The organism is Pseudomonas sp. SWRI154, assembly GCF_014268645.1.
Lineage (GTDB): Bacteria > Pseudomonadota > Gammaproteobacteria > Pseudomonadales > Pseudomonadaceae > Aquipseudomonas > Aquipseudomonas marvdashtae.
The window spans coordinates 144276-167132 of sequence record NZ_JABWQW010000008.1; the positions used below are offsets into that span (position 1 = coordinate 144276).

Sequence of the window (22857 nt, forward strand, 5' to 3'; positions counted from 1 at the left end):
TTTCCAGGAAGAATTGATCGCCCGTTCGATCGGGTGGAATGGTTGAAAACCTATCCAAGAGGATTTTGAAATGGCAGAGATTACTGCAGCGTTGGTCAAAGAACTGCGCGAGCGTACCGGCGAAGGCATGATGGATTGCAAGAAAGCCTTGACCAAGGCTGGCGGCGACATCGAGAAAGCTATTGATGACATGCGTGCTTCGGGCGCCATCAAGGCTGCCAAGAAAGCCGGCAACATTGCCGCTGAAGGCGCTATCGGTATCAAGGATGACGGTAAAGCTGCCGTTATCATCGAAGTCAACTCGCAGACTGACTTCCTGGCCCTGCAAGACGACTTCAAGGCATTCGTTGCCGCCAGCGTCGAAAAAGCATTTGCCGACAAACTGACCGACGCAGCTCCGCTGATCGCCGCTCAGGAATCGGCTCGTGAAGCCCTGGTTGCCAAAGTAGGCGAGAACGTCAACATTCGTCGCTTGGTTCGCGTTGAAGGTGATGTTGTCGGTTCTTACCTGCACGGCAACAAGATCGGCGTAGTCGTGGCCCTCAAAGGCGGCAACGTCGAGCTGGCCAAGGACATTGCGATGCACGTCGCTGCCAGCAACCCTGAGTTCCTGCTGCCATCGGAAGTTTCCGCTGACGCCATCGAACGCGAGAAAGCCGTGTTCATGCAGCTCAACGAAGACAAGATCAAAGGCAAGCCAGCCGAAATCGTTGAGAAAATGGTTGCCGGTCGTATCACCAAGTTCCTGGCTGAAGCCAGCCTGGTTGAGCAGGCGTTCGTCAAGAACCCTGAAATCAAGGTCGGCGAACTGGCCAAGAAGGGTGGCGCTGAAATCGTTTCCTTCACCTACTTCAAAGTCGGCGAAGGCATCGAGAAGCCAGTAGACAACTTTGCTGAAGAAGTCGCTGCTCAGCTGGCTGCCAGCAAGCAATAAGACGGTTTCACGACTGTCGCCCAGAAGAGGCTGCCCGCTCACGCGCGCAGCCTCTTTTCGGATGGGGATACCGATTTATATTGGTTTCCCATCGGAACTGGCTTACAAAGCCGTGTTCCGATGGCGCGGTTTCAGCGCCAAGCTAGAGTGAAGGCAGGCTGCAAACAGCCTCAAAGAATTTTCGAAAATACGCCGCAGGAGAGATTCGCAATGGCTCAGCAGGGCAGTGGTTATCAGGCTCGCTATAAACGCATTCTACTCAAGCTTAGCGGCGAGGCCCTGATGGGCTCGGAAGAGTTCGGGATCGATCCGAAGGTGCTGGATCGCATGGCGCTGGAAGTTGGGCAGTTGGTCGGGATCGGCGTTCAGGTCGGCCTGGTCATCGGCGGCGGCAACCTGTTCCGTGGTGCGGCGTTGAGCGCGGCCGGCATGGACCGGGTCACGGGCGACCACATGGGCATGCTGGCCACTGTGATGAACGCCTTGGCTATGCGTGACGCGCTGGAGCGTGCCAATATCTCGGCCATCGTGATGTCGGCCATTTCCATGGTTGGCGTGACCGATCACTATGATCGCCGCAAAGCCATGCGCCACCTCAATTCCAAGGAAGTGGTAATTTTTGCCGCCGGTACCGGCAATCCGTTCTTCACCACGGATTCGGCCGCTTGCCTGCGAGCGATCGAGATCGACGCCGATGTCGTGCTCAAGGCAACCAAAGTGGACGGCGTGTACACCGCTGACCCATTCAAAGACCCGCATGCCGAGAAGTTCGATCATCTGACCTACGATGAAGTGCTGGATCGCAAGCTGGGTGTAATGGATCTGACCGCCATCTGCCTGTGCCGCGACCACAAGATGCCGCTGCGGGTTTTCAACATGAACAAGCCTGGCGCCCTGCTCAATATCGTACATGGCGGCGCCGAAGGAACACTGATCGAGGAAGGCAAGCAATGATCAATGAAATCAAGAAAGACGCTCAAGAGCGCATGCAGAAATCCCTGGAGTCGCTGACGCATAACTTCGGTCGCATCCGCACCGGCCAGGCGCACCCAAGCATTCTCGAAGGCGTGATGGTCCCGTACTACGGCTCCGACACTCCGATCAAGCAAGTGGCCAACATCACCGTCAAGGACGCTCGTACCCTGCAAGTCGTTGCGTTCGAGCGCAACATGCTGGGTGCGGTCGACAAGGCGATCGGCAGTGCCGGCCTGAACCTGAACCCGACCAACCTGGGTGAGTTGCTGCTGATCTCCATGCCGGCCCTGACCGAGGAAACCCGCCGTGGTTTCACCAAGCAGGCGCGTGATGTCGCGGAAGACGCTCGCGTTGCCGTGCGTAATATCCGCCGTGATGCCAACAGCCAGCTCAAGGATCTGGTCAAGGAAAAGGAAATCAGCGAAGACGAAGAGCGTCGCGCCACTGGCGAAATCGATGACCTGACCAAGAAGTTCGTGGCTAAGATCGACGAAGAACTGGCGCGCAAAGAAAAAGACCTGATGGCCGTATAAGGGTCTCGCTTTCATGGATAAGACCAAGCAGGCCGTGCCGTTCGCGGTACCGCGCCATGTGGCGATCATCATGGACGGCAATAACCGCTGGGCCAAGAAACGCTTTATGCCTGGCGTTGCCGGGCACAAGGCGGGGGTCGATGCGGTTCGTGCTGTTATCGAAGTGTGCGCCGAGGCTGGGGTCGAGGTGCTCACTCTGTTCGCCTTCTCCAGCGAGAACTGGCAGCGTCCCGCCGATGAAGTCAGTGCCTTGATGGACCTATTCCTCAAGGCCCTGCGGCGCGAAGCCAAGCGATTGGACGAGAACAGGATCTGCCTGCGGATCATTGGTGATCGCTCGCGTTTCCATCCTGAGCTGCAAGCCGCAATGCGTGAGGCTGAGGCCGCCACGGCTGGCGCTGATCGGTTTGTGCTGCAAATTGCTGCCAATTATGGTGGCCAGTGGGACATCGCCCAGGCGGCCCAGCGACTGGCGCGTGAAGTCCAGGCCGGTCATCTGCGGCCTGAAGACATCACTCCCGGGCTGTTGCAAGCCTGCCTGGCGACCGGTGACCTGCCGTTGCCGGATTTGTGTATCCGCACCGGTGGCGAACACCGCATCAGCAATTTCCTGCTCTGGCAGCTGGCTTACGCCGAGCTGTACTTCTCCGACCTGTTCTGGCCGGACTTCAAACACGAAGCCATGCGCATCGCACTGGCCGATTTCGCTTCCCGTCAGCGTCGTTTCGGTAAAACGAGCGAGCAGATCGAGGCTGGAGCCCGGGTTTAATGCTAAAACAACGAATCATCACTGCCTTGATCCTGTTGCCCATCGCCTTGGGTGGTTTTTTCCTGCTCGAAGGGGCGGGCTTTGCCCTGTTCATCGGGCTGGTCGTGACGCTGGGTGCGTGGGAATGGGCGCGGCTGGCAGGTTTTGCCGGGCAGTCGGCGCGCGTGACCTATGCGGTGGCGGTCGCCGCCATGTTGTTCGTCATGTACCTGGTGCCCGGCATCGCGCCGTGGGTGCTGGGGGCAGCGGTGCTGTGGTGGGCGACGGCGACCTTCCTGGTGTTGACGTATCCGCGTACCACTCATCACTGGTCCAATGCCGCTACCAAGATGATGATTGGTCTCTTGATCCTGCTGCCGGCCTGGCAGGGGCTGATCTGGATAAAGCAGGGGCCGCTGGGCAACTGGCAGATCATGGCGGTGATGGTGCTGGTCTGGGGGGCTGACGTCGGTGCTTATTTCTCCGGTCGTGCTTTTGGCAAGCGCAAGCTGGCGCCAAAGGTCAGTCCTGGCAAGAGCTGGGAAGGTGTCTATGGTGGGCTGGGCTTGAGCCTGGTGATCACGGCTGTGGTCGGCTTCGTGCGCGACTGGACGGTTGCGCAGCTGCTGATGGGCCTGGTCGGCGCCGCGCTCATTGTATTTGTGTCGGTGGTCGGCGACCTGACCGAAAGCATGTTCAAGCGCCAATCCGGGATCAAGGACAGCAGTAACCTGCTGCCGGGCCACGGTGGCGTGCTCGATCGTATCGACAGCCTGACCGCCGCGATCCCAATCTTTGCAGTGCTGTTGTGGGTGGCGGCATCGTGAGTCGGCCCCAGCAGATTACCGTCCTGGGTGCCACTGGTTCGATCGGTCTCAGTACGCTGGATGTCATTGGCCGGCATCCGGAGCGCTATCAGGTGTTTGCCCTCAGCGGTTTCACGCGCCTGAGTGAATTGCTGGCGCTGTGCATACGCCACGCGCCGCGGTTTGCCGTGGTGCCCGAGGCAGCTGTGGCGCAGGCGCTGCAGGACGATTTGCGCGCAGCCGGTTTGCAGACGCGTGTCCTGGTGGGGGAGGAGGGCTTGTGCCAGGTAGCCTCCGATCCCGAAGTCGATGCTGTGATGGCGGCAATTGTCGGTGCCGCGGGCTTGCGTCCTACGCTGGCTGCGGTCGAGGCGGGAAAGAAGATCCTGTTGGCCAACAAGGAAGCGCTGGTGATGTCCGGCGCCCTGTTCATGCAGGCGGTGCGCAAAAGTGGCTCGGTGCTGCTGCCCATCGACAGCGAACACAATGCGATTTTTCAATGCATGCCGCGGGATTTTTCTCGCGGCCTGGGCGTGGTGGGTGTACGGAGGATTCTTCTGACAGCCTCCGGCGGTCCATTCCGGCAGACGCCGCTGGAAGAATTGGTGCATGTTACGCCCGAGCAGGCCTGTGCCCACCCGAACTGGTCCATGGGGCGCAAGATTTCCGTGGATTCGGCCAGCATGATGAACAAGGGGCTGGAGCTGATCGAAGCCTGCTGGCTGTTCGATGCCCGGCCGTCCCAGGTCGAAGTAGTGATTCACCCGCAAAGCGTGATTCACTCGCTCGTGGATTACGTCGATGGGTCCGTGCTGGCCCAGTTGGGCAACCCGGACATGCGCACGCCAATCGCCAATGCCCTGGCCTGGCCGGAGCGGATTGATTCGGGCGTGGCGCCGTTGGACCTGTTCGCCATTGCGCGCCTGGATTTCCAGGCGCCCGATGAGCAGCGCTTCCCGTGTCTGCGCCTGGCGCGACAGGCAGCCGAGGCGGGCGACAGTGCACCGGCCATGCTTAACGCCGCCAACGAAGTAGCGGTCGCGGCGTTTCTCGACGGGCGTGTCCGTTACCTCGAGATCGCGAGTATCATCGAAGAGGTCCTGAATCTTCAGGCCGTGGTTTCACTCGATGACCTCGACGCGGTTTTCACCGTGGATGCAAGGGCTCGAGAGCTGGCGGGCCAGTGGTTGAGGCGCCACGGGCGTTGAGGCAGCGGTACGTTAGCCAGGGTTGTCCTGGACAGGATTGTGGAGAAAACAGATGAGCGCGCTCTATATGATTGTCGGCACCCTGGTTGCGCTGGGGGTGCTGGTCACTTTTCACGAATTCGGCCATTTCTGGGTTGCGCGTCGCTGTGGCGTCAAGGTCTTGCGTTTTTCCGTCGGCTTCGGCATGCCGTTGCTGCGCTGGCATGACAAGCAGGGGACCGAATTTGTCGTGGCGGCCATCCCGCTGGGCGGCTACGTCAAAATGCTCGATGAGCGTGAGGGCGAAGTGCCCGCCGATCAGCTCGACCAGTCCTTCAATCGCAAGACCGTTCGTCAGCGTATCGCCATCGTTGCGGCCGGGCCGATCGCCAACTTCCTGCTGGCCATGGTGTTTTTCTGGGCGCTGGCGATGTTGGGCAGCGAGCAGGTGCGGCCGGTTATCGGTGCGGTCGAGGCGGGCAGCGTGGCGGCTCGCGCCGGATTGAGCGCTGGCCAGGAAATCGTTGCCATAGACGGTGAGCCGACCTCGGGCTGGGCTGCCGTCAACCTGCAACTGGTACGTCGCCTGGGTGAAAGCGGTTCGTTGCAGCTGTTGGTGCGTGAGCAGGGATCTACGGCGGATTTGCCGCGGGAGCTGGTGCTGGATAATTGGCTCAAGGGTGCCGACGAACCAGACCCGATCCGTTCCCTGGGGATTCGCCCATGGCGTCCGGCGTTGCCGCCAGTGGTGGCTGAACTTGATCCGAAAGGCCCGGCTCAGGCCGCTGGCTTGAAGGCCGGTGACCGTTTGCTGGCTTTCGATGGCCAGCCGGTCAGTGACTGGCAGCAGGTAGTCGACTCGGTTCGTGTGCGTCCTGATACCAAGATTGTGCTGCGTGTCGAGCGCGACGGTGCTTCAATCGACGTCCCGGTGAACTTGGTTGCCCGCGGCGAAAGCAAGGCGCCGACCGGTTATCTGGGGGCTGGCGTCAAGGCTGTCGAGTGGCCAGCGGAAATGATCCGCGAGGTCAGCTTCGGTCCTGTCGCGGCCATTGGAGAGGGTGCGCGGCGTACTTGGACCATGAGTGTCCTGACCCTCGACTCGCTCAAGAAAATGTTGTTCGGCGAGCTCTCGGTAAAAAACTTGAGTGGACCGATAACCATTGCTAAAGTGGCGGGCGCTTCTGCCCAGTCGGGCGTCGCTGATTTCCTGAATTTCCTTGCTTATCTGAGCATTAGCCTGGGGGTTCTGAATTTGCTGCCCATTCCGGTACTGGATGGGGGGCATCTGCTGTTTTATCTGATCGAGTGGGCGCGTGGTCGTCCCTTGTCGGATCGGGTGCAAGGTTGGGGGATACAGATCGGTATCAGCTTGGTGGTCGGGGTGATGTTGCTTGCCTTGGTCAACGATCTGGGTCGTCTGTAACGCTTCGCTGAATTGCGAATCTGCCGCATTTTGCGGCAGTTTGTTTATTGCCAGTTGGAATAAGAAAGGACTTCATGAAACGTCTGCTGCTAACTGCGGTTCTCACCGTATTGATGATCGCCGAAGTTCACGCCGAGTCCTTCACTATCTCTGATATTCGCGTCAACGGCCTCCAGCGGGTTTCCGCGGGTAGCGTCTTTGGTGCCTTGCCGCTCAACGTCGGCGAGCAAGCGGATGATCGGCGCCTGGTGGAATCCACTCGCGCTCTGTTCAAGACCGGCTTCTTTCAAGATATCCAGCTGGGCCGTGACGGCAATGTCCTGGTCATCACGGTCGTCGAGCGCCCGTCGGTCGCCAGTATCGAGATCGAAGGCAACAAGGCGATATCCACTGAAGACCTGATGAAAGGCCTCAAGCAATCCGGCCTGGCCGAAGGCGAGATCTTCCAGCGCGCCACCCTCGAAGGTGTGCGCAACGAGCTGCAACGCCAGTACGTTGCCCAGGGCCGTTACTCGGCTACCGTCGACACCGAAGTCGTGCCGCAACCGCGCAACCGCGTCGGCCTGAAAGTGAACATCAACGAAGGCACCGTTGCGGCTATCCAGCACATCAACGTGGTGGGCAACACCGTCTTCCCCGATGAAGACCTGATCGACCTGTTCGAACTCAAGACCACCAACTGGTTGTCGTTCTTCAAGAATGATGACAAGTACGCCCGTGAAAAACTCTCCGGTGACCTGGAGCGCCTGCGTTCCTACTACCTGGACCGTGGCTACATCAACATGGACATCGCCTCGACCCAGGTGTCCATCACCCCGGACAAGAAGCACGTCTACATTACCGTCAACGTCAACGAAGGCGAGAAATACACTGTTCGTGACGTCAAGCTCAGTGGTGACCTGAAGGTTCCTGAAGACCAGGTCAAGTCGCTGTTGCTGGTACAGAAGGGCCAGGTGTTCTCGCGCAAGCTGATGACCACCACGTCTGAACTGATCACCCGTCGCCTGGGTAACGAGGGCTACACCTTCGCCAACGTCAACGGCGTGCCGCAGCCCCACGATGAAGACCATACCGTCGACATCACCTTCGCCGTGGACCCGGGCAAGCGCGCCTACGTCAACCGCATCAACTTCCGCGGCAACACCAAGTCCGAGGACGAAGTGCTGCGTCGTGAAATGCGCCAGATGGAAGGTGGCTGGGCGTCGACCTACCTGATCGACCAGTCCAAGACCCGCCTGGAGCGCCTGGGCTTCTTCAAGGAAGTCAACGTCGAGACCCCGGCTGTACCGGGCGTCGATGACCAGGTCGATGTGAATTACAGCGTTGAAGAGCAGGCTTCCGGCTCGATCACCGCCAGCGTCGGTTTCGCCCAGAGCGCGGGCCTGATCCTGGGTGGTTCGATTACCCAGAACAACTTCCTCGGTACCGGTAACAAGGTCAGCATCGGTCTGACCCGTAGCGAATACCAGACCCGCTACAACTTTGGCTACGTGGACCCCTACTGGACCGCCGACGGTGTGAGCCTGGGCTACAACGCCTTCTATCGCACCACCGACTACGACGAGCTCGACGCGGACATCTCCAGCTATGCGGTCGACAGCCTGGGTGCAGGTGTCAACGTGGGCTATCCGATCAGCGAGACTTCGCGCCTGACCTTCGGCCTCACCGCGCAGCAGGACAAGATCAACACCGGTCGCTACACCGTTGACGAAATCTTCGACTTCGTTGAGAAGGAAGGCGACAACTACCTGAACTTCAAGGCGTCTGTCGGCTGGTCCGAATCGACCCTGAACAAAGGTGTACTGGCGACCCGCGGCCGTTCCCAGAGCCTGGTCCTGGAAACGACTACACCTGGCAGCGACCTGTCCTTCTTCAAGATCGACTATCGCGGCCAGCTGTTCCAGCCGTTGACCGACAACTACACCATGCGCCTGCACACCGAGCTGGGTTATGGCGACGGTTACGGTTCGACTGACGGCCTGCCGTTCTACGAGAACTACTATGCCGGTGGTTTCAACTCGGTACGTGGCTTCAAGGACAGCACCCTGGGCCCGCGCAGTACGCCGAGCCGAGGCAACAACCCAGGCACCATTGCCGACCCGGACCAGGATCCACTGCCGTTCGGTGGCAACGTGCTCATCCAGGGCGGCGCCGAAATCCTGTTCCCGATGCCGTTCGTCAAGGATCAGCGCTCCCTGCGTACCTCAGTATTCTGGGACGTGGGTAACGTATTCGACTCCAGTTGCGATGACACCACCAACGCTAACGGTACGAGCTCCAATACCAAGTGCAACGACATCAGCCTGAGCAACCTGGCCAGCTCCGTCGGCGTGGGCGTGACCTGGGTCACCGCGCTGGGTCCATTGAGCTTCGCGTTGGCGATGCCGATCAAGAAACCCGATGACGCTGAAACTCAAGTGTTCCAATTCTCCCTCGGCCAGACGTTCTAAGCGTCTGACCCAAGATAACGACAATGGATTTTGTAGGAGTACATCGTGCGTAAGTTGACTCAATTGGTTCTCCTGGCGACCGTACTGGTCGCGGGTCCGGCTTTTGCCGACATGAAGATCGCCGTCCTGAATTATCAGATGGCCCTGCTGGAATCCGACGCGGCGAAGAAATACGCGGTGGATGCCGAGAAAAAATTTGGCCCGCAACTGACCAAGCTCAAGGGCCTGGAAAGCAGCGCCAAGGGTATCCAGGATCGTCTGGTCGCCGGTGGTGACAAGATGGCCCAAGGCGAGCGCGAGCGCCTGGAGCTTGAATTCAAGCAAAAGGCCCGGGACTTCCAGTTCCAGTCCAAGGAGCTGAACGAAGCCAAAGCTGTTGCCGACCGTGAAATGCTCAAGCAGCTCAAGCCGAAACTCGACAGCGCTGTGGAAGAAGTCATCAAGAAAGGTGGTTTTGACCTGGTGTTCGAGCGTGGTGCAGTGATCGATGTCAAACCTCAATACGACATCACGCGCCAGGTTATCGAGCGCATGAATCAGCTGAAGTAATCCATGACAGCGACTATCAAGCTCGGCCAATTGGCCGAGTTCCTCGGCGCCACCCTGCGTGGCGACCCGGAGAAGGCAATTACTGGGCTAGCCACTTTGCAAGAGGCTGGCCCAGCTCAGTTGAGCTTCCTGGCAAATCCTCAATACCGCAAATACCTGGCTGACAGCCGGGCTGCCGCGCTGTTGCTCAAGGCTGGCGATGCCGAAGGGTTTGCCGGCGATGCGCTGATCGTGCCCGATCCGTACCTGGCGTACGCGCGCATTTCCCATCTGTTCGATCCGAAGCCGAAGTCGACCGCTGGCATTCATCCCAGCGCGGTGATCGCGGCGGATGCCGTGGTTGACCCCTCGGCCAGCATCGGTCCTTTTGTCGTCATCGAAAGCGCGGCCCGAATCGGTGCTGGCGTCACGCTGGGCGCCCATTGCGTCATTGGCGCACGCAGCGAGATAGGCGAAGGCGGCTGGCTGGCGCCACGCGTGACCCTTTACCACGATGTGCGCATCGGCAAGCGGGTGGTTATCCAGTCCGGTGCCGTGCTGGGCGGTGAAGGGTTCGGTTTCGCCAACGAGAAGGGCATTTGGCAGAAGATCGCCCAAGTCGGCGGTGTCACCGTTGGCGATGACGTCGAAATCGGCGTCAACACCGCGATTGACCGTGGTGCCCTGGCCGATACCGTAATAGGCAATGGCGTCAAGCTCGACAACCAGATCCAGATCGCCCACAACGTCCAGGTCGGTGACCACACCGCCATGGCTGCCTGCGTGGGCATCTCCGGCAGCACCAAGATCGGCAAGCATTGCATGTTGGCCGGTGGCGTAGGGCTGGTGGGACACATCGATATCTGCGACAACGTTTTCCTGACCGGCATGACCATGGTTACCCACTCGATTACCGAGCCGGGTGCCTATTCTTCCGGTACGGCGATGCAGCCGGCGGCCGAGTGGCGAAAGAGCGCGGCGCGTATCCGCCAGCTCGACGACATCGCGCGACGCCTGAAACAGATGGAAAAGCGTGTAGGGGACGTGACCCCTGGCGGCAATGCTTCATCAGATGGCTGATACCATTTCCATATCAAGTGTGCACAGCCGTTAGGGCATCTTGATTTGCTAGCGGAGTGCGCGTCACTCGTGCGCTCCCAATCTTTACATAGGCTTCCCCCCGAAATGATGGACATCAACGAGATTCGCGAATACCTGCCTCACCGTTACCCGTTCCTGCTGGTGGATCGGGTCGTGGACCTGGATGTTGAAGGCAAGCGCATTCGCGCCTACAAGAATGTCAGCATCAACGAGCCGTTCTTCAATGGTCACTTCCCGGCGCATCCAATCATGCCGGGCGTGCTGATCATCGAGGCGATGGCTCAGGCTGCCGGGATCCTTGGTTTCAAAATGCTCGACGTCAAGCCTGCCGATGGCACGCTTTATTATTTTGTCGGCTCCGACAAGCTGCGCTTCCGCCAGCCTGTCACCCCGGGCGATCAGTTGATCCTCGAGGCCAAATTCATCAGCTGCAAGCGCCAGATCTGGAAATTCGAGTGCCAGGCTTCGGTCGACGGCAAGCCGGTCTGCTCCGCTGAAATCATCTGCGCGGAACGCAAGCTATGAGTTTGATTGACCCTCGCGCAATCATCGATCCGACGGCCGTGCTGGCCGCCGATGTCGAGGTTGGCCCTTGGTCGATCATCGGCGCAGGTGTGGAAATCGGCGAGGGCACGGTGATCGGCCCCCACGTAATTCTCAAGGGGCCGACCCGGATTGGCCGGCACAATCGCATCTACCAGTTTTCGTCGGTAGGCGAGGACACGCCCGATCTCAAGTACAAAGGTGAAGAAACGCGTCTGGTCATCGGCGATCACAACGTGATCCGCGAAGGCGTGACGATTCACCGTGGCACCGTTCAGGACCGTTCCGAAACGACCTTGGGCGACCACAACCTGATCATGGCGTATGCCCACATCGGTCATGACAGCGTTATCGGCAACCATTGCATCCTGGTCAACAACACCGCGCTGGCCGGCCACGTGCATGTGGATGATTGGGCGATCCTGTCCGGGTTTACCCTGGTCCATCAGTATTGCCATATCGGCGCCCACAGTTTTTCCGGCATGGGCACGGCCATCGGCAAGGATGTTCCAGCCTACGTCACCGTGTTCGGTAACCCGGCCGAAGCCCGCAGCATGAACTTCGAAGGCATGCGCCGTCGTGGTTTCAGCGAAGAAGCAATTACCGCGCTGCGTCGGGCCTACAAGGTCGTGTATCGCCAGGGCCTTACCGTCGAGCAGGCGCTCGCCGAGCTGGCCGAGGCTTCGGCGCTGTACCCGGAAGTCGCGATCTTCCGCGATTCCATCCAGTCTTCGACCCGCGGCATTACTCGCTGACCATGGCTAACGTGCGCGTTGCACTGGTGGCGGGAGAGGCTTCCGGTGACATTCTGGGCGCCGGTCTGATGCGCGCGCTCAAGGCGCAGCATCCCGCGGTGGAGTTCATCGGTGTCGGCGGCCCCTTGATGCAGGCCGAGGGCTTGACCTCCTATTTCCCGATGGAGCGCCTGTCGGTGATGGGCCTGGTGGAGGTACTAGGTCGCCTGCGCGAGTTGCTGGCCCGGCGCAAGAAGCTGATCCAGACCCTGATCGACGAAAAACCGGATGTGTTCATCGGCATCGACGCTCCGGATTTTACCCTCAATATCGAACTCAAGCTGCGCCAGGCCGGCATCAAGACTGTGCATTACGTCAGCCCGTCGGTCTGGGCCTGGCGGCAGAAGCGGGTGCTGAAGATTCGCGAAGGCTGCGACCTGATGCTGACGCTGCTGCCGTTCGAAGCCAGGTTCTACGAAGAAAAGGGCGTACCCGTGCGATTTGTCGGTCACACCCTGGCCGATACCATTCCCCTGGAAGCCGACCGCGCGGCGGCGCGCCAGGCGTTGGGCCTGCCCGACGGTCCGTTGGTGGCCTTGATGCCCGGCAGCCGGGGCGGCGAGGTGAGTCGCCTGGGGGGCTTGTTCTTCGATGCCGCCGAACGTCTGCGAGCGATGCGTCCTGGCGTCCGGTTCGTCTTGCCGTGCGCCAGCCCTCAGCGGCGGGTCCAGCTTGAAGCGCTGCTGGCCGGGCGCGATTTGTCGGTGACGCTGCTCGACGGTCAATCCCATCAGGCACTAGCGGCCTGCGATGCCGTGTTGATTGCTTCCGGCACTGCTACCCTTGAGGCATTGTTGTTCAAGCGCCCGATGGTGGTCGCCTATCGCCTCGCGCCGCTGACATTCTGGATTCTCAAGCGCATGGTCAAGAGCCCTTACGTCTCGTTACCGAACCTGCTGGCCCAGCGCCTGTTGGTGCCTGAATTGCTTCAGGACGACGCAACGGCCGACGCGCTGGCCAATACGCTTTTGCCGTTGATTGATGGCGGCGAAGAGCAGACACGGGGCTTTGATGAAATTCACCGTACCTTGCGCCGCGACGCCTCCAACCAGGCGGCGAACGCGGTATTGACCTTGATTGGCGCAAAACAATGAATCATGTGAAGCAGATGGGCCTGGACTTCAACCTGGTCGCCGAAGTCGAAGAGCTGGTGGCCGGTGTCGACGAGGTAGGTCGTGGCCCGTTGTGCGGAGCCGTGGTGACGGCGGCGGTGATTCTCGACCCGAACCGGCCGATCATTGGCCTCGATGATTCGAAGAAACTCACCGAGGCCCGTCGTGAAAAGCTCTACGATGAGATCTGCGAAAAAGCGCTGAGCTGGTGCATCGCCCGGGCCGAGGTCGAAGAGATCGACGAGCTGAACATCCTGCACGCCACCATGCTTGCAATGCAGCGTGCGGTACAAGGTCTGCACATCACCCCGAGGCTGGCGATGATCGACGGCAACCGCTGTCCGAAACTGTCGATGCGCGCCGAAGCGGTCATCCAGGGCGACGGCAAGGTGCCGGCCATCGCCGCGGCCTCGATCCTGGCTAAAGTCAGCCGTGACCGGGAAATGACCGCTTTCGAATTGATCTACCCGGGTTACGGGATTGGCAGCCACAAGGGCTATGCGACACCGGTTCATCTGGAAGCCCTGGCGCGCCTCGGACCAACGCCCATTCATCGACGCTCCTTCGCCCCGGTGCGCCTGGCTTATGAAGCCCGTGATGGCTTGATCGAAAGCGAGGGGTTCACCTGATTCATCGTGGCGAGGGAGCTTGCTCCCGCTGGGCCGGTCCGACGCCTCGGGCGTAGCTGCCCCTTCTTATGGGCGCTTCGCACCCAAGCGGGAGCAAGCCCCCTCGCCACGGGTTCGAGTGGACAGCGCGGTTGCTGGCTGATGTTTTACCCAAGGCCCGGTACAATCCGGGCCTTGTTGTTTTCATGACTTAACGCAGGATCACTATGCCGGCTTCATTCGTTCATCTACGCCTGCACACTGAATACTCCCTGGTCGACGGTCTGGTGCGGATCAAGCCACTGGTCAAGACCCTGGTGGGCATGAACATGCCTGCCGTGGCGGTCACCGACCAGAACAACATGTGTTCGCTGGTCAAGTTCTACAAGGCCGCCATGGGCGCCGGGATCAAGCCGATCTGCGGCGCCGACCTGTGGTTGTCGAACAAGGACCCGGACGCGCCGCTGAGCCGTATCAGCCTGTTGGTGATGAACGCCCAGGGTTATCGCAACCTCACCGAGCTGATCTCCCGTGGCTTTATCGATGGCCAGCGCAACGGCTCGATCATCATCGAGCGCGAGTGGGTGGCCGAGGCCAGTGAAGGGCTGATCATGCTGTCGGCGGCCAAGGAAGGTGAAATCGGCCTGGCCCTGCTCAGTGGCAATCCCGAGGAAGCCGAGACCCTGGCCCGTGACTGGATGGCGGTGTTCCCTGACCGCTTCTACATCGAGGTGCAGCGCACCAATCGCCCCAATGACGAAGAACACCTGCACGCCGCCGTGGCCCTGGCCGACAAGATCGGCGCGCCGCTGGTGGCGACCAACGACGTGCGGTTCATCAAGCAGGAAGATTTCGAAGCCCACGAAACCCGTGTGTGCATCGGTGAAGGCCGGGCCCTCGACGACCCACGTCGGTCAAAGAACTACAGCGACCAGCAATACCTCAAGAGCGCCGAGGAAATGGCCGAGTTGTTCAGCGACCTGCCCGAGGCGTTGGAAAACACCGTCGAGATCGCCAAGCGCTGCAACATCGAAGTGAAGCTGGGCAAGCACTTCCTGCCCAACTTCCCGATTCCCGATGGCATGACCATCGACGAATATTTCCGCAAAGTGTCCTTCGACGGCCTTGAGGAACGCCTGAGCGTCCTGCTGCCCAAGGACACCACCGAAGATTACGAAGCCAAGCGCCAGGTCTACGTCGACCGGTTGAATTTCGAGCTGGATATCATCATCCAGATGGGGTTCCCCGGTTACTTCCTGATCGTGATGGACTTTATCCAGTGGGCCAAGAACAACGGTGTGCCGGTCGGTCCAGGCCGGGGTTCGGGTGCCGGGTCGCTGGTGGCCTACGTACAGAAGATCACCGACCTCGACCCGCTGGAATATGACCTGCTGTTCGAACGTTTCCTCAACCCGGAACGGGTCTCCATGCCCGACTTCGACGTCGACTTCTGCATGGATGGTCGTGACCGGGTGATCGACTACGTGGCCGAAAAATACGGCCGCAACGCCGTAAGCCAGATCATCACCTTCGGTTCCATGGCCGCCAAGGCTGTGGTACGTGACGTGGCGCGGGTGCAGGGCAAATCCTACGGCCTGGCGGATCGCCTGTCGAAAATGATCCCGTTCGAAGTCGGCATGACCCTGGAGAAGGCCTACGAGCAGGAAGAAATCCTGCGGGACTTCATCAAGGTCGATGAAGAGGCCGCGGAAATCTGGGAGATGGCCCGCAAGCTTGAAGGCGTGGTGCGTAACGTCGGCAAGCACGCCGGTGGCGTGGTGATCGCGCCGACCAAGCTGACTGACTTTTCGCCAATTTATTGCGATGAAGAAGGCGATGGCCTGGTGACCCAGTTCGACAAGGACGACGTCGAAGCAGCGGGCCTGGTGAAGTTCGACTTCCTCGGCCTGCGGACCCTGACGATCATCGACTGGGCGCTGAAGACCATCAACCGCGACCGGGCCAAGGTCGGCGAAGAACCGCTGGACATCGCGTTCATCCCGCTGGATGACAAGCCGACCTACAGCCTGCTGCAAAAAGCCGAAACCACGGCGGTGTTCCAGCTTGAATCCCGCGGCATGAAGGAGCTGATCAAGAAGCTCAAGCCCGACTGCCTGGAAGATCTCATCGCCCTCGTGGCCCTGTTCCGTCCGGGCCCCCTGCAATCGGGCATGGTGGATGACTTCATCAACCGTAAGCACGGTCGCGCCGAGCTGGCGTACCCGCACTCGGATTATCAGTACGAAGGCTTGAAGCCAGTGCTGGCGCCGACTTATGGCATCATCCTGTACCAGGAACAGGTGATGCAGATCGCCCAGGTGATGGCCGGCTACACGCTCGGCGGCGCGGACATGCTGCGCCGCGCCATGGGTAAGAAAAAGCCCGAGGAGATGGCCAAGCAGCGCGGCGGCTTCATCGAAGGTTGCGCGACCAACGGCATTGACCCTGACCTGGCCGGTAACATCTTCGACCTGGTGGAAAAATTCGCCGGTTACGGCTTCAACAAATCCCACTCCGCCGCCTACGGCCTGGTGTCGTACCAGACCGCATGGCTGAAGGCACACTACCCAGCGCCATTCATGGCCGCCGTACTGTCGGCGGATATGCACAACACCGACAAGGTCGTGACCTTGATCGAAGAAGTGCGGACCATGAAACTGCGCCTCGATGCGCCGGACGTGAACGCTTCGGAGTTCAAGTTCACGGTGAACGACGAAGGTCGCATCATCTATGGCCTCGGCGCGATCAAGGGCGTCGGCGAGGGACCGGTGGAGGCAATCACCGAGGCGCGCCAGGACGGGCCGTTCAAGGACCTGTTCGATTTCTGCGCGCGGGTCGACCTCAAGCGCATCAACAAGCGCACCCTCGACGGCTTGATCCGCAGTGGCGCCCTGGATCGCCTGGGACCTTACTTCCAGGATGAGCCCAAGGCCTATCAGGCCAATATCGACCGCAATCGCGCAGTGTTGCTGGCGGCGATGGAAGAGGCGATCAAGGCTGCCGAGCAAACGGCACGGACCCACGACAGCGGTCACGCCGACCTGTTTGGCGGGCTGTTCGTCGAAGAAGACGCCGATGTCTACGCCAACCATCGCAAGGCCAAGGAACTGACCCTCAAGGAACGCCTCAAGGGTGAGAAAGACACCCTGGGCCTGTACCTGACCGGTCACCCGATCGACGAGTACGAAGGCGAGATCCGCCGCTTCGCCCGCCAACGCATCATCGACCTCAAGCCTGCTCGCGATACACAAACCGTCGCCGGTATGATCATTGCCCTGCGGGTGATGAAAAACAAAAAGGGCGACAAGATGGGCTTCATCACCCTTGACGACCGCTCCGGGCGCATCGAGGCTTCGTTGTTCGCCGATGCGTTCCATTCGGCGCAGTCGCTGTTGCAGACCGACGCGATGGTGGTGGTGGAAGGCGAAGTCAGCAACGACGATTTTTCCGGTGGCCTGCGGCTGCGGGTCAAGCGGGTGATGAGCATGGAAGATGCCCGTACCAACCTGGCCGAAAGCCTGCGCCTGAAGTTGCAGACCCAGGACTTGAAGGGCGATCAGCTACGCTGGTTGGGCGAGTTGTTCAAGCGCCATCGCGGTGCGTGCCCGATCACCATGGAGTACGTGCGCCCCGACGCCAAGGCTGTGTTGCAGTTCGGCGAGGGCTGGCGGATCGATCCGGCGGATGCGTTGATTCAAGCCTTGCGTGACCAGTTCGGCAAAGACAACGTCTTCCTCCAATACCGTTGACGGCCAGGTGCCACTCTTGAACCCAGTGCGCCCCTGACCTCGACTCGAATTTTTAATCTCGACCTGAACGCGCCTCTCCCTTAAGGTAGGGCGCGAATAGACAACCGGCCGGCCCAAGCTCTCTTGGACGTCGACCCAAGACGGACGCCTATGAACCCGAATTTTCTAGATTTCGAACAGCCGATCGCCGACCTTCAAGCCAAGATTGAAGAGTTGCGCTTGGTCGGTAACGACAATTCGCTGAATATCGGCGATGAAATCTCTCGGCTGCAGGACAAAAGCCGCACGCTCACCGAGGACATCTTCGGCAAGCTGACCAGCTGGCAGATCGCGCGTCTGGCGCGTCATCCGCGTCGCCCCTACACCCTGGACTACATTGAACACATCTTCACCGAGTTCGATGAGCTCCACGGCGACCGTCACTTCTCCGACGACGCCGCGATTGTCGGTGGTGTCGCTCGCCTGGACGACCAGCCGGTCATGATCATCGGTCACCAGAAGGGCCGCGAAGTGCGCGAGAAGGTGCGCCGCAACTTTGGCATGCCGCGTCCGGAAGGCTACCGCAAGGCCTGCCGCCTGATGGAAATGGCTGAACGCTTCAAGATGCCGATCCTGACCTTCATCGACACGCCAGGCGCCTATCCGGGCATCGACGCCGAAGAGCGCAACCAGAGCGAAGCGATCGCTTGGAACCTGCGCGTCATGGCACGCCTGAAAACCCCGATCATCGCCACCGTGATTGGTGAAGGCGGTTCCGGTGGTGCATTGGCCATCGGTGTCTGCGACCAATTGAACATGCTGCAATATTCCACCTACGCGGTGATCTCGCCGGAAGGCTGCGCCTCGATCCTGTGGAAAACCGCCGAGAAAGCGCCGGATGCCGCCGAGGCCATGGGCATCACCGCCGAACGCCTCAAAGGCCTGGGCATCGTTGACAAAGTGATCAACGAGCCAGTGGGCGGCGCCCATCGTGACCCAGCGGCGGCCGCGGCACTGGTCCGCGCCGAGCTGAGTTCGCAATTGTCGATGTTGAAGAAGTTCGACAACGATGAACTGTTGACCCGTCGCTATGAGCGGTTGATGAGCTACGGTCTCTGATCTGAGCGCTGTATCCATGTGGGGCGAGCTGTCTCGCTCCCACATGGGCTCGTCCCAAGGCTGAATCCTATGAACCCCAGCGTGGATCTGCCAACCCGTCTCCTCGCACAGCTAGCCTCTTGGCGCAACGCCGCCAACTGGCGCATCGCCTTCTCCGGTGGTCTCGATTCCACCGTCCTGCTGCATCTGCTCGTCTCCCTGGCAGAAAACCAAACCTTGCCTGCGCTAAGCGCTATCCATGTGCATCACGGCCTCCAGGCTGCGGCCGATGCCTGGCCGGACCATTGTCGGCGGGTTTGCGAGGCGCTTGGAGTGCCGCTGCAGGTGGTCAGTGTCCGGGTCCATCCCGGCGCCAGCGTCGAGCGGGCTGCCCGGGATGCGCGTTATGGAGCGTTCATCGCGGCGACGCATGACAATGACGTGCTGCTCACCGCCCAGCACCGGGACGACCAGGCTGAAACCCTGCTGTTTCGCTTGCTGCGCGGAGCGGGGGTGAGGGGCTTGTCGGCGATGCCGAGGCAACGTCCCTTGGGGCAGGGCCATTTGCTGAGGCCGTTGCTCGATGTGTCCCGCGCCGAGCTGCAGACCTATGCGGCGCAACAGGGCCTGAACTGGGTTGAAGACCCTTCCAACGATGATCATCGCTACGCGCGCAATTACCTGCGCCAGCGAGTTTTTCCGGCACTGACCGAACAATGGCCCCAGGCTTCGATGACCCTGGCCCGCAGTGCCGCGCATCTGAGCGAGGCCCAAGGTTTGCTGGACGAGCTGGCGCAGATCGATCTGGCGCGAGCCCTGACGCCTGGCGCGTTCGACTGGCTTGGATTGCGATCGCTTGAACTGGCGCCATTGCAAGCATTGTCACCAGCCCGCCAGCGCAATGTCTTGAGCCATTGGCTGGCCTCGGTGACGAGGCTTCCCGACAGCGATCATTGGGCCGGCTGGGATTCGTTGCGTGATGCAAAGGAAGATGCCCATCCGGTCTGGCGATTGGCGGATGGCGAGTTGCACCGTTCAGGTGGACGAATTTTTTGGTTATCCGACCGCTGGTTGCGAGCGGTCGCGGGTCCCATTCAATGGCCTCGGATCGACTCGCCATTGTCGCTGCCGGGCAATGGCCGGGTGATGCTGCGTGGCGAGACTCCTGCCGGTCCGCTCTGCATCCGTTATCGCCAGGGCGGCGAAGTCATGCAATTGCCGGGGCGCGGCCACCGTGACCTCAAGCGTTTGTTCAACGAAAGCGGCGTGCCGGCGTTCGCTCGTGGCCGATGGCCGCTGCTGTACCGTGGCGAGCAATTGCTGGCGGTGGCGAGCCTTTCGGGGCTCGACGGCAGTGCTGATCGCGGCTGGCAGTTGATCTGGCAGCCATGAAAGCCAAGATCTGGGTTTGAGCTGAAAGGGGCTTTCCGGTAGACTACGCTCCCTTCTTGATACAACTTCTGTGGATTCGCCTGAATTGCAGGAGTTGCCGATTACCAAGCAGTCTTTGCTGGGCGATTCCAAAAAATGTGTAGCGAGCAACGTACCGGTGATTTCACCTCCGGTCTGTCCCGACGCGGCGGTTTTTTTGAAAGGTGCACTGTGATTAATGCAGGTGATCGGGGGCTTCGGCCTTCCTTCGCTTTCCCCGGCGGCTCGGACCGCTTTAACGCAGACTTCTAGGGTTTTTCATGACGCGCTACATATTCGTCACGGGCGGTGTTGTTTCTTCATTGGGGAAAGGCATTGCCTCGGCTTCATTGGCGGCCATCCTGGAGGCGCGGGGACTTAAGGTCACCATGCTCAAGCTGGACCCGTACATCAACGTCGACCCGGGCACCATGAGTCCGTTCCAGCACGGTGAAGTGTTCGTCACCCACGACGGCGCCGAGACCGACCTGGACCTGGGCCACTACGAGCGGTTCATCCGCACGACCATGACCCAGAACAACAACTTCACCACCGGCCGTGTCTACGAGCACGTGCTGCGCAAAGAGCGCCGTGGTGATTACCTGGGCGCGACCATCCAGGTCATCCCGCACATCACCGACGAGATCAAGCGCCGCATCATCAAGGGTGCCGGCGACGCCGACGTGGCGATGGTCGAGATCGGCGGTACCGTGGGCGACATCGAATCCCAGCCGTTCCTCGAGGCTATCCGCCAACTGCGTTTCGAAATCGGCGCAAAGCGCGCGATGCTGATGCACCTGACGCTGGTGCCGTACATCGCCACCGCCGGCGAAACCAAGACCAAGCCGACCCAGCACTCGGTCAAGGAACTGCGCTCCATCGGCCTGCAGCCGGACGTGCTGATCTGCCGCTCCGATCACCCGATCGACATTTCCTCGCGTCGCAAGATCGCCCAGTTCACCAACGTTGAAGAGCGCGCGGTGATCGGTCTGGAAGACGCCGACACCATCTACAAGATCCCGGGCATCCTGCACGCCCAAGGCCTGGACGACTTTGTCGTCGAGCGCTTCGGTCTGCAATGCGCGAGCGCCGACCTGTCCGAATGGGAAGCCGTGGTCGATGCCAAGCTCAACCCGGAGCACGAAGTCACCATCGCCATGGTCGGCAAGTACATGGAACTGCTGGACGCCTACAAGTCGCTGATCGAAGCGATGAGCCACGCCGGCATCAGCAACCGCACCAAGGTCAACCTGCGCTACATCGATTCCGAAGACATCGAGAACCAGGGCACCGGCCTGCTCGAAGGCGCCGATGCGATCCTCGTGCCAGGCGGCTTTGGCCTGCGGGGCGTGGAAGGCAAGATCACCGCGGTGCAATACGCTCGTGAAAACAAGGTGCCGTACCTGGGCATCTGCCTGGGCATGCAAGTGGCGGTCATCGAGTTCGCCCGTAACGTGATGGGCTGGAAGGACGCCAACTCCACCGAGTTCGATCGTGCCAGCGGCCACCCGGTCGTGGGCCTGATCACCGAGTGGGAAGACGCCACCGGTGCCGTCGAAGTGCGTACCGAAACGTCGGACCTGGGCGGCACCATGCGCCTCGGCGCCCAGGAATGCCTGCTTGAAGCCGGCTCCAAGGTGCACGATTGCTACGCCAAGGATGTGATCGTCGAGCGCCATCGTCATCGCTACGAAGTGAACAACAACCTGCTGCCGCAACTGATCGAAGCCGGCCTGAAGATTTCCGGCCGCTCCGGTGACGGTGCGCTGGTTGAAGTGGTCGAGGCGGCGGATCACCCGTGGTTTGTTGCTTGCCAGTTCCACCCGGAGTTCACCTCGACGCCGCGCGACGGTCATCCGTTGTTCAGCGGTTTCGTGAAAGCCGCTTTGGCTCAACACCAGAAAAAGGCATAAGACCATGGCCCAGAAGATCATCCGTGTCGGCGACATCGAGATTGCCAACGACAAGCCCATGGTGCTGTTCGGCGGCATGAACGTGCTGGAAAGCCGCGACATGGCGATGCAGGTCTGCGAAGAATACGTGAAGGTCACCCAGAAGCTGGGTATCCCTTATGTCTTCAAGGCCAGCTTCGACAAGGCCAACCGCTCGTCGGTCACCTCTTACCGTGGCCCGGGCCTGGAAGAAGGCATGCGGATCTTCCAGGACATCAAGCAAGCCTTCGGCGTGCCGATCATTACCGACGTCCACGAGCCGGCCCAGGCTGCGGTGGTCGCCGAGGTCTGCGACATCATCCAGTTGCCGGCCTTCCTGTCGCGCCAGACCGACCTGGTGGTCGCGATGGCCAAGACCGGCGCGGTGATCAATATCAAGAAGGCCCAGTTCCTCGCCCCCCAGGAAATGAAGCACATCCTGAGCAAGTGCGAAGAAGCCGGGAACGACCAGTTGATCCTCTGCGAGCGTGGTTCGAGCTTCGGCTACAACAACCTGGTAGTCGACATGCTCGGCTTCGGCATCATGAAGCAGTTCGAGTATCCGGTGTTCTTCGACGTGACCCATGCGTTGCAAATGCCCGGCGGCCGTTCCGACTCCGCCGGCGGTCGTCGCGCCCAGGTGACCGACCTGGCCAAGGCCGGCATGAGCCAGTCCCTGGCGGGCCTGTTCCTCGAAGCTCATCCTGATCCGGACAACGCCAAGTGTGACGGCCCTTGTGCCTTGCGCTTGAACAAGCTGGAACCTTTCCTGTCTCAGCTCAAGTCGCTGGACGAGCTGGTCAAGGGTTTTCCGACGATAGAAACCGCGTAACGCGGCTTTCTCCGGTAAAGTACCGTTCGATAAACGCTCTGGCCTGCGGGCCGGGCGTTATCGTCGGCAAGCCTGCCCGCTGCTTTCTGCCCGCCGACAGTAAAAGATTTCCT

Annotated in this window: 18 protein-coding genes and 1 pseudogene; all 19 read left to right on the forward strand. The window is 60.4% G+C overall.

The annotated features are described in order from the left end of the window. The first annotated feature begins 70 nt into the window (after positions 1-70). Entirely contained in the window at positions 71-934 is an 864-nt protein-coding gene (gene tsf, locus HU806_RS09825; RefSeq protein WP_024619613.1) for a translation elongation factor Ts, read from the forward strand. A 210-nt stretch (positions 935-1144) separates the two neighbouring features. Beyond that, a complete protein-coding gene (gene pyrH, locus HU806_RS09830) occupies positions 1145-1888 on the forward strand; it encodes a UMP kinase (RefSeq protein ID WP_039591983.1) in 744 nt (247 codons plus the stop codon). Continuing rightward, on the forward strand, positions 1885-2442 hold the full coding sequence (frr, locus tag HU806_RS09835) for a ribosome recycling factor (protein ID WP_186611194.1): 558 nt from the start codon (positions 1885-1887) through the stop codon (positions 2440-2442). The genes pyrH and frr overlap by 4 nt, the downstream gene beginning before the upstream one ends. Positions 2443-2455: 13 nt before the next feature. After that, positions 2456-3211, forward strand: a complete 756-nt coding sequence (gene uppS / locus HU806_RS09840) for a polyprenyl diphosphate synthase (RefSeq protein WP_186611195.1) — start codon at positions 2456-2458, stop codon at positions 3209-3211. Further along, entirely contained in the window at positions 3211-4017 is an 807-nt protein-coding gene (locus tag HU806_RS09845; RefSeq protein ID WP_186611196.1) for a phosphatidate cytidylyltransferase, read from the forward strand. Before uppS ends, HU806_RS09845 begins: the two co-directional genes overlap by 1 nt. Then, complete coding sequence (gene ispC / locus HU806_RS09850) at positions 4014-5204, forward strand: 1-deoxy-D-xylulose-5-phosphate reductoisomerase (protein ID WP_186611197.1); 1191 nt, start codon at positions 4014-4016, stop codon at positions 5202-5204. The genes HU806_RS09845 and ispC overlap by 4 nt, the downstream gene beginning before the upstream one ends. A 52-nt stretch (positions 5205-5256) precedes the next feature. Beyond that, a complete protein-coding gene (gene rseP / locus HU806_RS09855) occupies positions 5257-6609 on the forward strand; it encodes an RIP metalloprotease RseP (protein ID WP_186611198.1) in 1353 nt (450 codons plus the stop codon). Positions 6610-6683: 74 nt separating this feature from the next. Continuing rightward, complete coding sequence (gene bamA, locus HU806_RS09860) at positions 6684-9059, forward strand: outer membrane protein assembly factor BamA (RefSeq protein ID WP_186611199.1); 2376 nt, start codon at positions 6684-6686, stop codon at positions 9057-9059. Between the two features lie 45 nt (positions 9060-9104). Continuing rightward, positions 9105-9608: an OmpH/Skp family outer membrane protein gene (locus HU806_RS09865; RefSeq protein ID WP_003184901.1), complete on the forward strand. Its 504-nt coding sequence runs from the start codon at positions 9105-9107 to the stop codon at positions 9606-9608. Between the two features lie 3 nt (positions 9609-9611). Then, a complete protein-coding gene (lpxD, locus tag HU806_RS09870; protein ID WP_186611200.1) occupies positions 9612-10667 on the forward strand; it encodes a UDP-3-O-(3-hydroxymyristoyl)glucosamine N-acyltransferase in 1056 nt (351 codons plus the stop codon). A 105-nt stretch (positions 10668-10772) separates the two neighbouring features. Further along, positions 10773-11213, forward strand: a complete 441-nt coding sequence (fabZ, locus tag HU806_RS09875; RefSeq protein WP_003184897.1) for a 3-hydroxyacyl-ACP dehydratase FabZ — start codon at positions 10773-10775, stop codon at positions 11211-11213. Next, positions 11210-11986 (forward strand): acyl-ACP--UDP-N-acetylglucosamine O-acyltransferase, encoded by a 777-nt coding sequence (lpxA, locus tag HU806_RS09880; protein ID WP_186611201.1) that lies wholly within the window; start codon positions 11210-11212, stop codon positions 11984-11986. Before fabZ ends, lpxA begins: the two co-directional genes overlap by 4 nt. A 2-nt stretch (positions 11987-11988) precedes the next feature. Next, positions 11989-13119, forward strand: a complete 1131-nt coding sequence (gene lpxB / locus HU806_RS09885) for a lipid-A-disaccharide synthase (protein WP_186611202.1) — start codon at positions 11989-11991, stop codon at positions 13117-13119. Beyond that, the gene (rnhB, locus tag HU806_RS09890) at positions 13116-13766 is read left to right on the forward strand and encodes a ribonuclease HII (RefSeq protein WP_186611203.1); all 651 of its coding nucleotides are present in this window, start codon (positions 13116-13118) and stop codon (positions 13764-13766) included. The genes lpxB and rnhB overlap by 4 nt, the downstream gene beginning before the upstream one ends. 206 nt (positions 13767-13972) lie before the next feature. Continuing rightward, positions 13973-17494, forward strand: a complete 3522-nt coding sequence (gene dnaE, locus HU806_RS09895; protein WP_186611204.1) for a DNA polymerase III subunit alpha — start codon at positions 13973-13975, stop codon at positions 17492-17494. Between the two features lie 150 nt (positions 17495-17644). Next, positions 17645-18592 carry an acetyl-CoA carboxylase carboxyltransferase subunit alpha gene (locus tag HU806_RS09900; RefSeq protein WP_186611205.1) on the forward strand — a complete coding sequence of 316 codons (948 nt, stop codon included), beginning with the start codon at positions 17645-17647 and terminating at the stop codon, positions 18590-18592. A gap of 69 nt (positions 18593-18661) precedes the next feature. Further along, positions 18662-19988, forward strand: a pseudogene (gene tilS / locus HU806_RS09905) (tRNA lysidine(34) synthetase TilS). Positions 19989-20262: 274 nt separating this feature from the next. Then, positions 20263-21894: a CTP synthase gene (pyrG, locus tag HU806_RS09910; RefSeq protein ID WP_186611207.1), complete on the forward strand. Its 1632-nt coding sequence runs from the start codon at positions 20263-20265 to the stop codon at positions 21892-21894. Positions 21895-21898: 4 nt separating this feature from the next. After that, the gene (kdsA, locus tag HU806_RS09915) at positions 21899-22744 is read left to right on the forward strand and encodes a 3-deoxy-8-phosphooctulonate synthase (RefSeq protein ID WP_122565457.1); all 846 of its coding nucleotides are present in this window, start codon (positions 21899-21901) and stop codon (positions 22742-22744) included. Positions 22745-22857: the final 113 nt, after the last annotated feature.

Coding starts and splice junctions, on each gene's coding strand:
- tsf (WP_024619613.1), top strand. CDS start 71: ATGGCAGAGATTACTGCAGCGTTGGTCAAAGAACTGCGCGAGCGTACC.
- pyrH (WP_039591983.1), top strand. CDS start 1,145: ATGGCTCAGCAGGGCAGTGGTTATCAGGCTCGCTATAAACGCATTCTA.
- frr (WP_186611194.1), top strand. CDS start 1,885: ATGATCAATGAAATCAAGAAAGACGCTCAAGAGCGCATGCAGAAATCC.
- uppS (WP_186611195.1), top strand. CDS start 2,456: ATGGATAAGACCAAGCAGGCCGTGCCGTTCGCGGTACCGCGCCATGTG.
- HU806_RS09845 (WP_186611196.1), top strand. CDS start 3,211: ATGCTAAAACAACGAATCATCACTGCCTTGATCCTGTTGCCCATCGCC.
- rseP (WP_186611198.1), top strand. CDS start 5,257: ATGAGCGCGCTCTATATGATTGTCGGCACCCTGGTTGCGCTGGGGGTG.
- bamA (WP_186611199.1), top strand. CDS start 6,684: ATGAAACGTCTGCTGCTAACTGCGGTTCTCACCGTATTGATGATCGCC.
- lpxD (WP_186611200.1), top strand. CDS start 9,612: ATGACAGCGACTATCAAGCTCGGCCAATTGGCCGAGTTCCTCGGCGCC.
- fabZ (WP_003184897.1), top strand. CDS start 10,773: ATGATGGACATCAACGAGATTCGCGAATACCTGCCTCACCGTTACCCG.
- lpxA (WP_186611201.1), top strand. CDS start 11,210: ATGAGTTTGATTGACCCTCGCGCAATCATCGATCCGACGGCCGTGCTG.
- lpxB (WP_186611202.1), top strand. CDS start 11,989: ATGGCTAACGTGCGCGTTGCACTGGTGGCGGGAGAGGCTTCCGGTGAC.
- rnhB (WP_186611203.1), top strand. CDS start 13,116: ATGAATCATGTGAAGCAGATGGGCCTGGACTTCAACCTGGTCGCCGAA.
- dnaE (WP_186611204.1), top strand. CDS start 13,973: ATGCCGGCTTCATTCGTTCATCTACGCCTGCACACTGAATACTCCCTG.
- HU806_RS09900 (WP_186611205.1), top strand. CDS start 17,645: ATGAACCCGAATTTTCTAGATTTCGAACAGCCGATCGCCGACCTTCAA.
- pyrG (WP_186611207.1), top strand. CDS start 20,263: ATGACGCGCTACATATTCGTCACGGGCGGTGTTGTTTCTTCATTGGGG.
- kdsA (WP_122565457.1), top strand. CDS start 21,899: ATGGCCCAGAAGATCATCCGTGTCGGCGACATCGAGATTGCCAACGAC.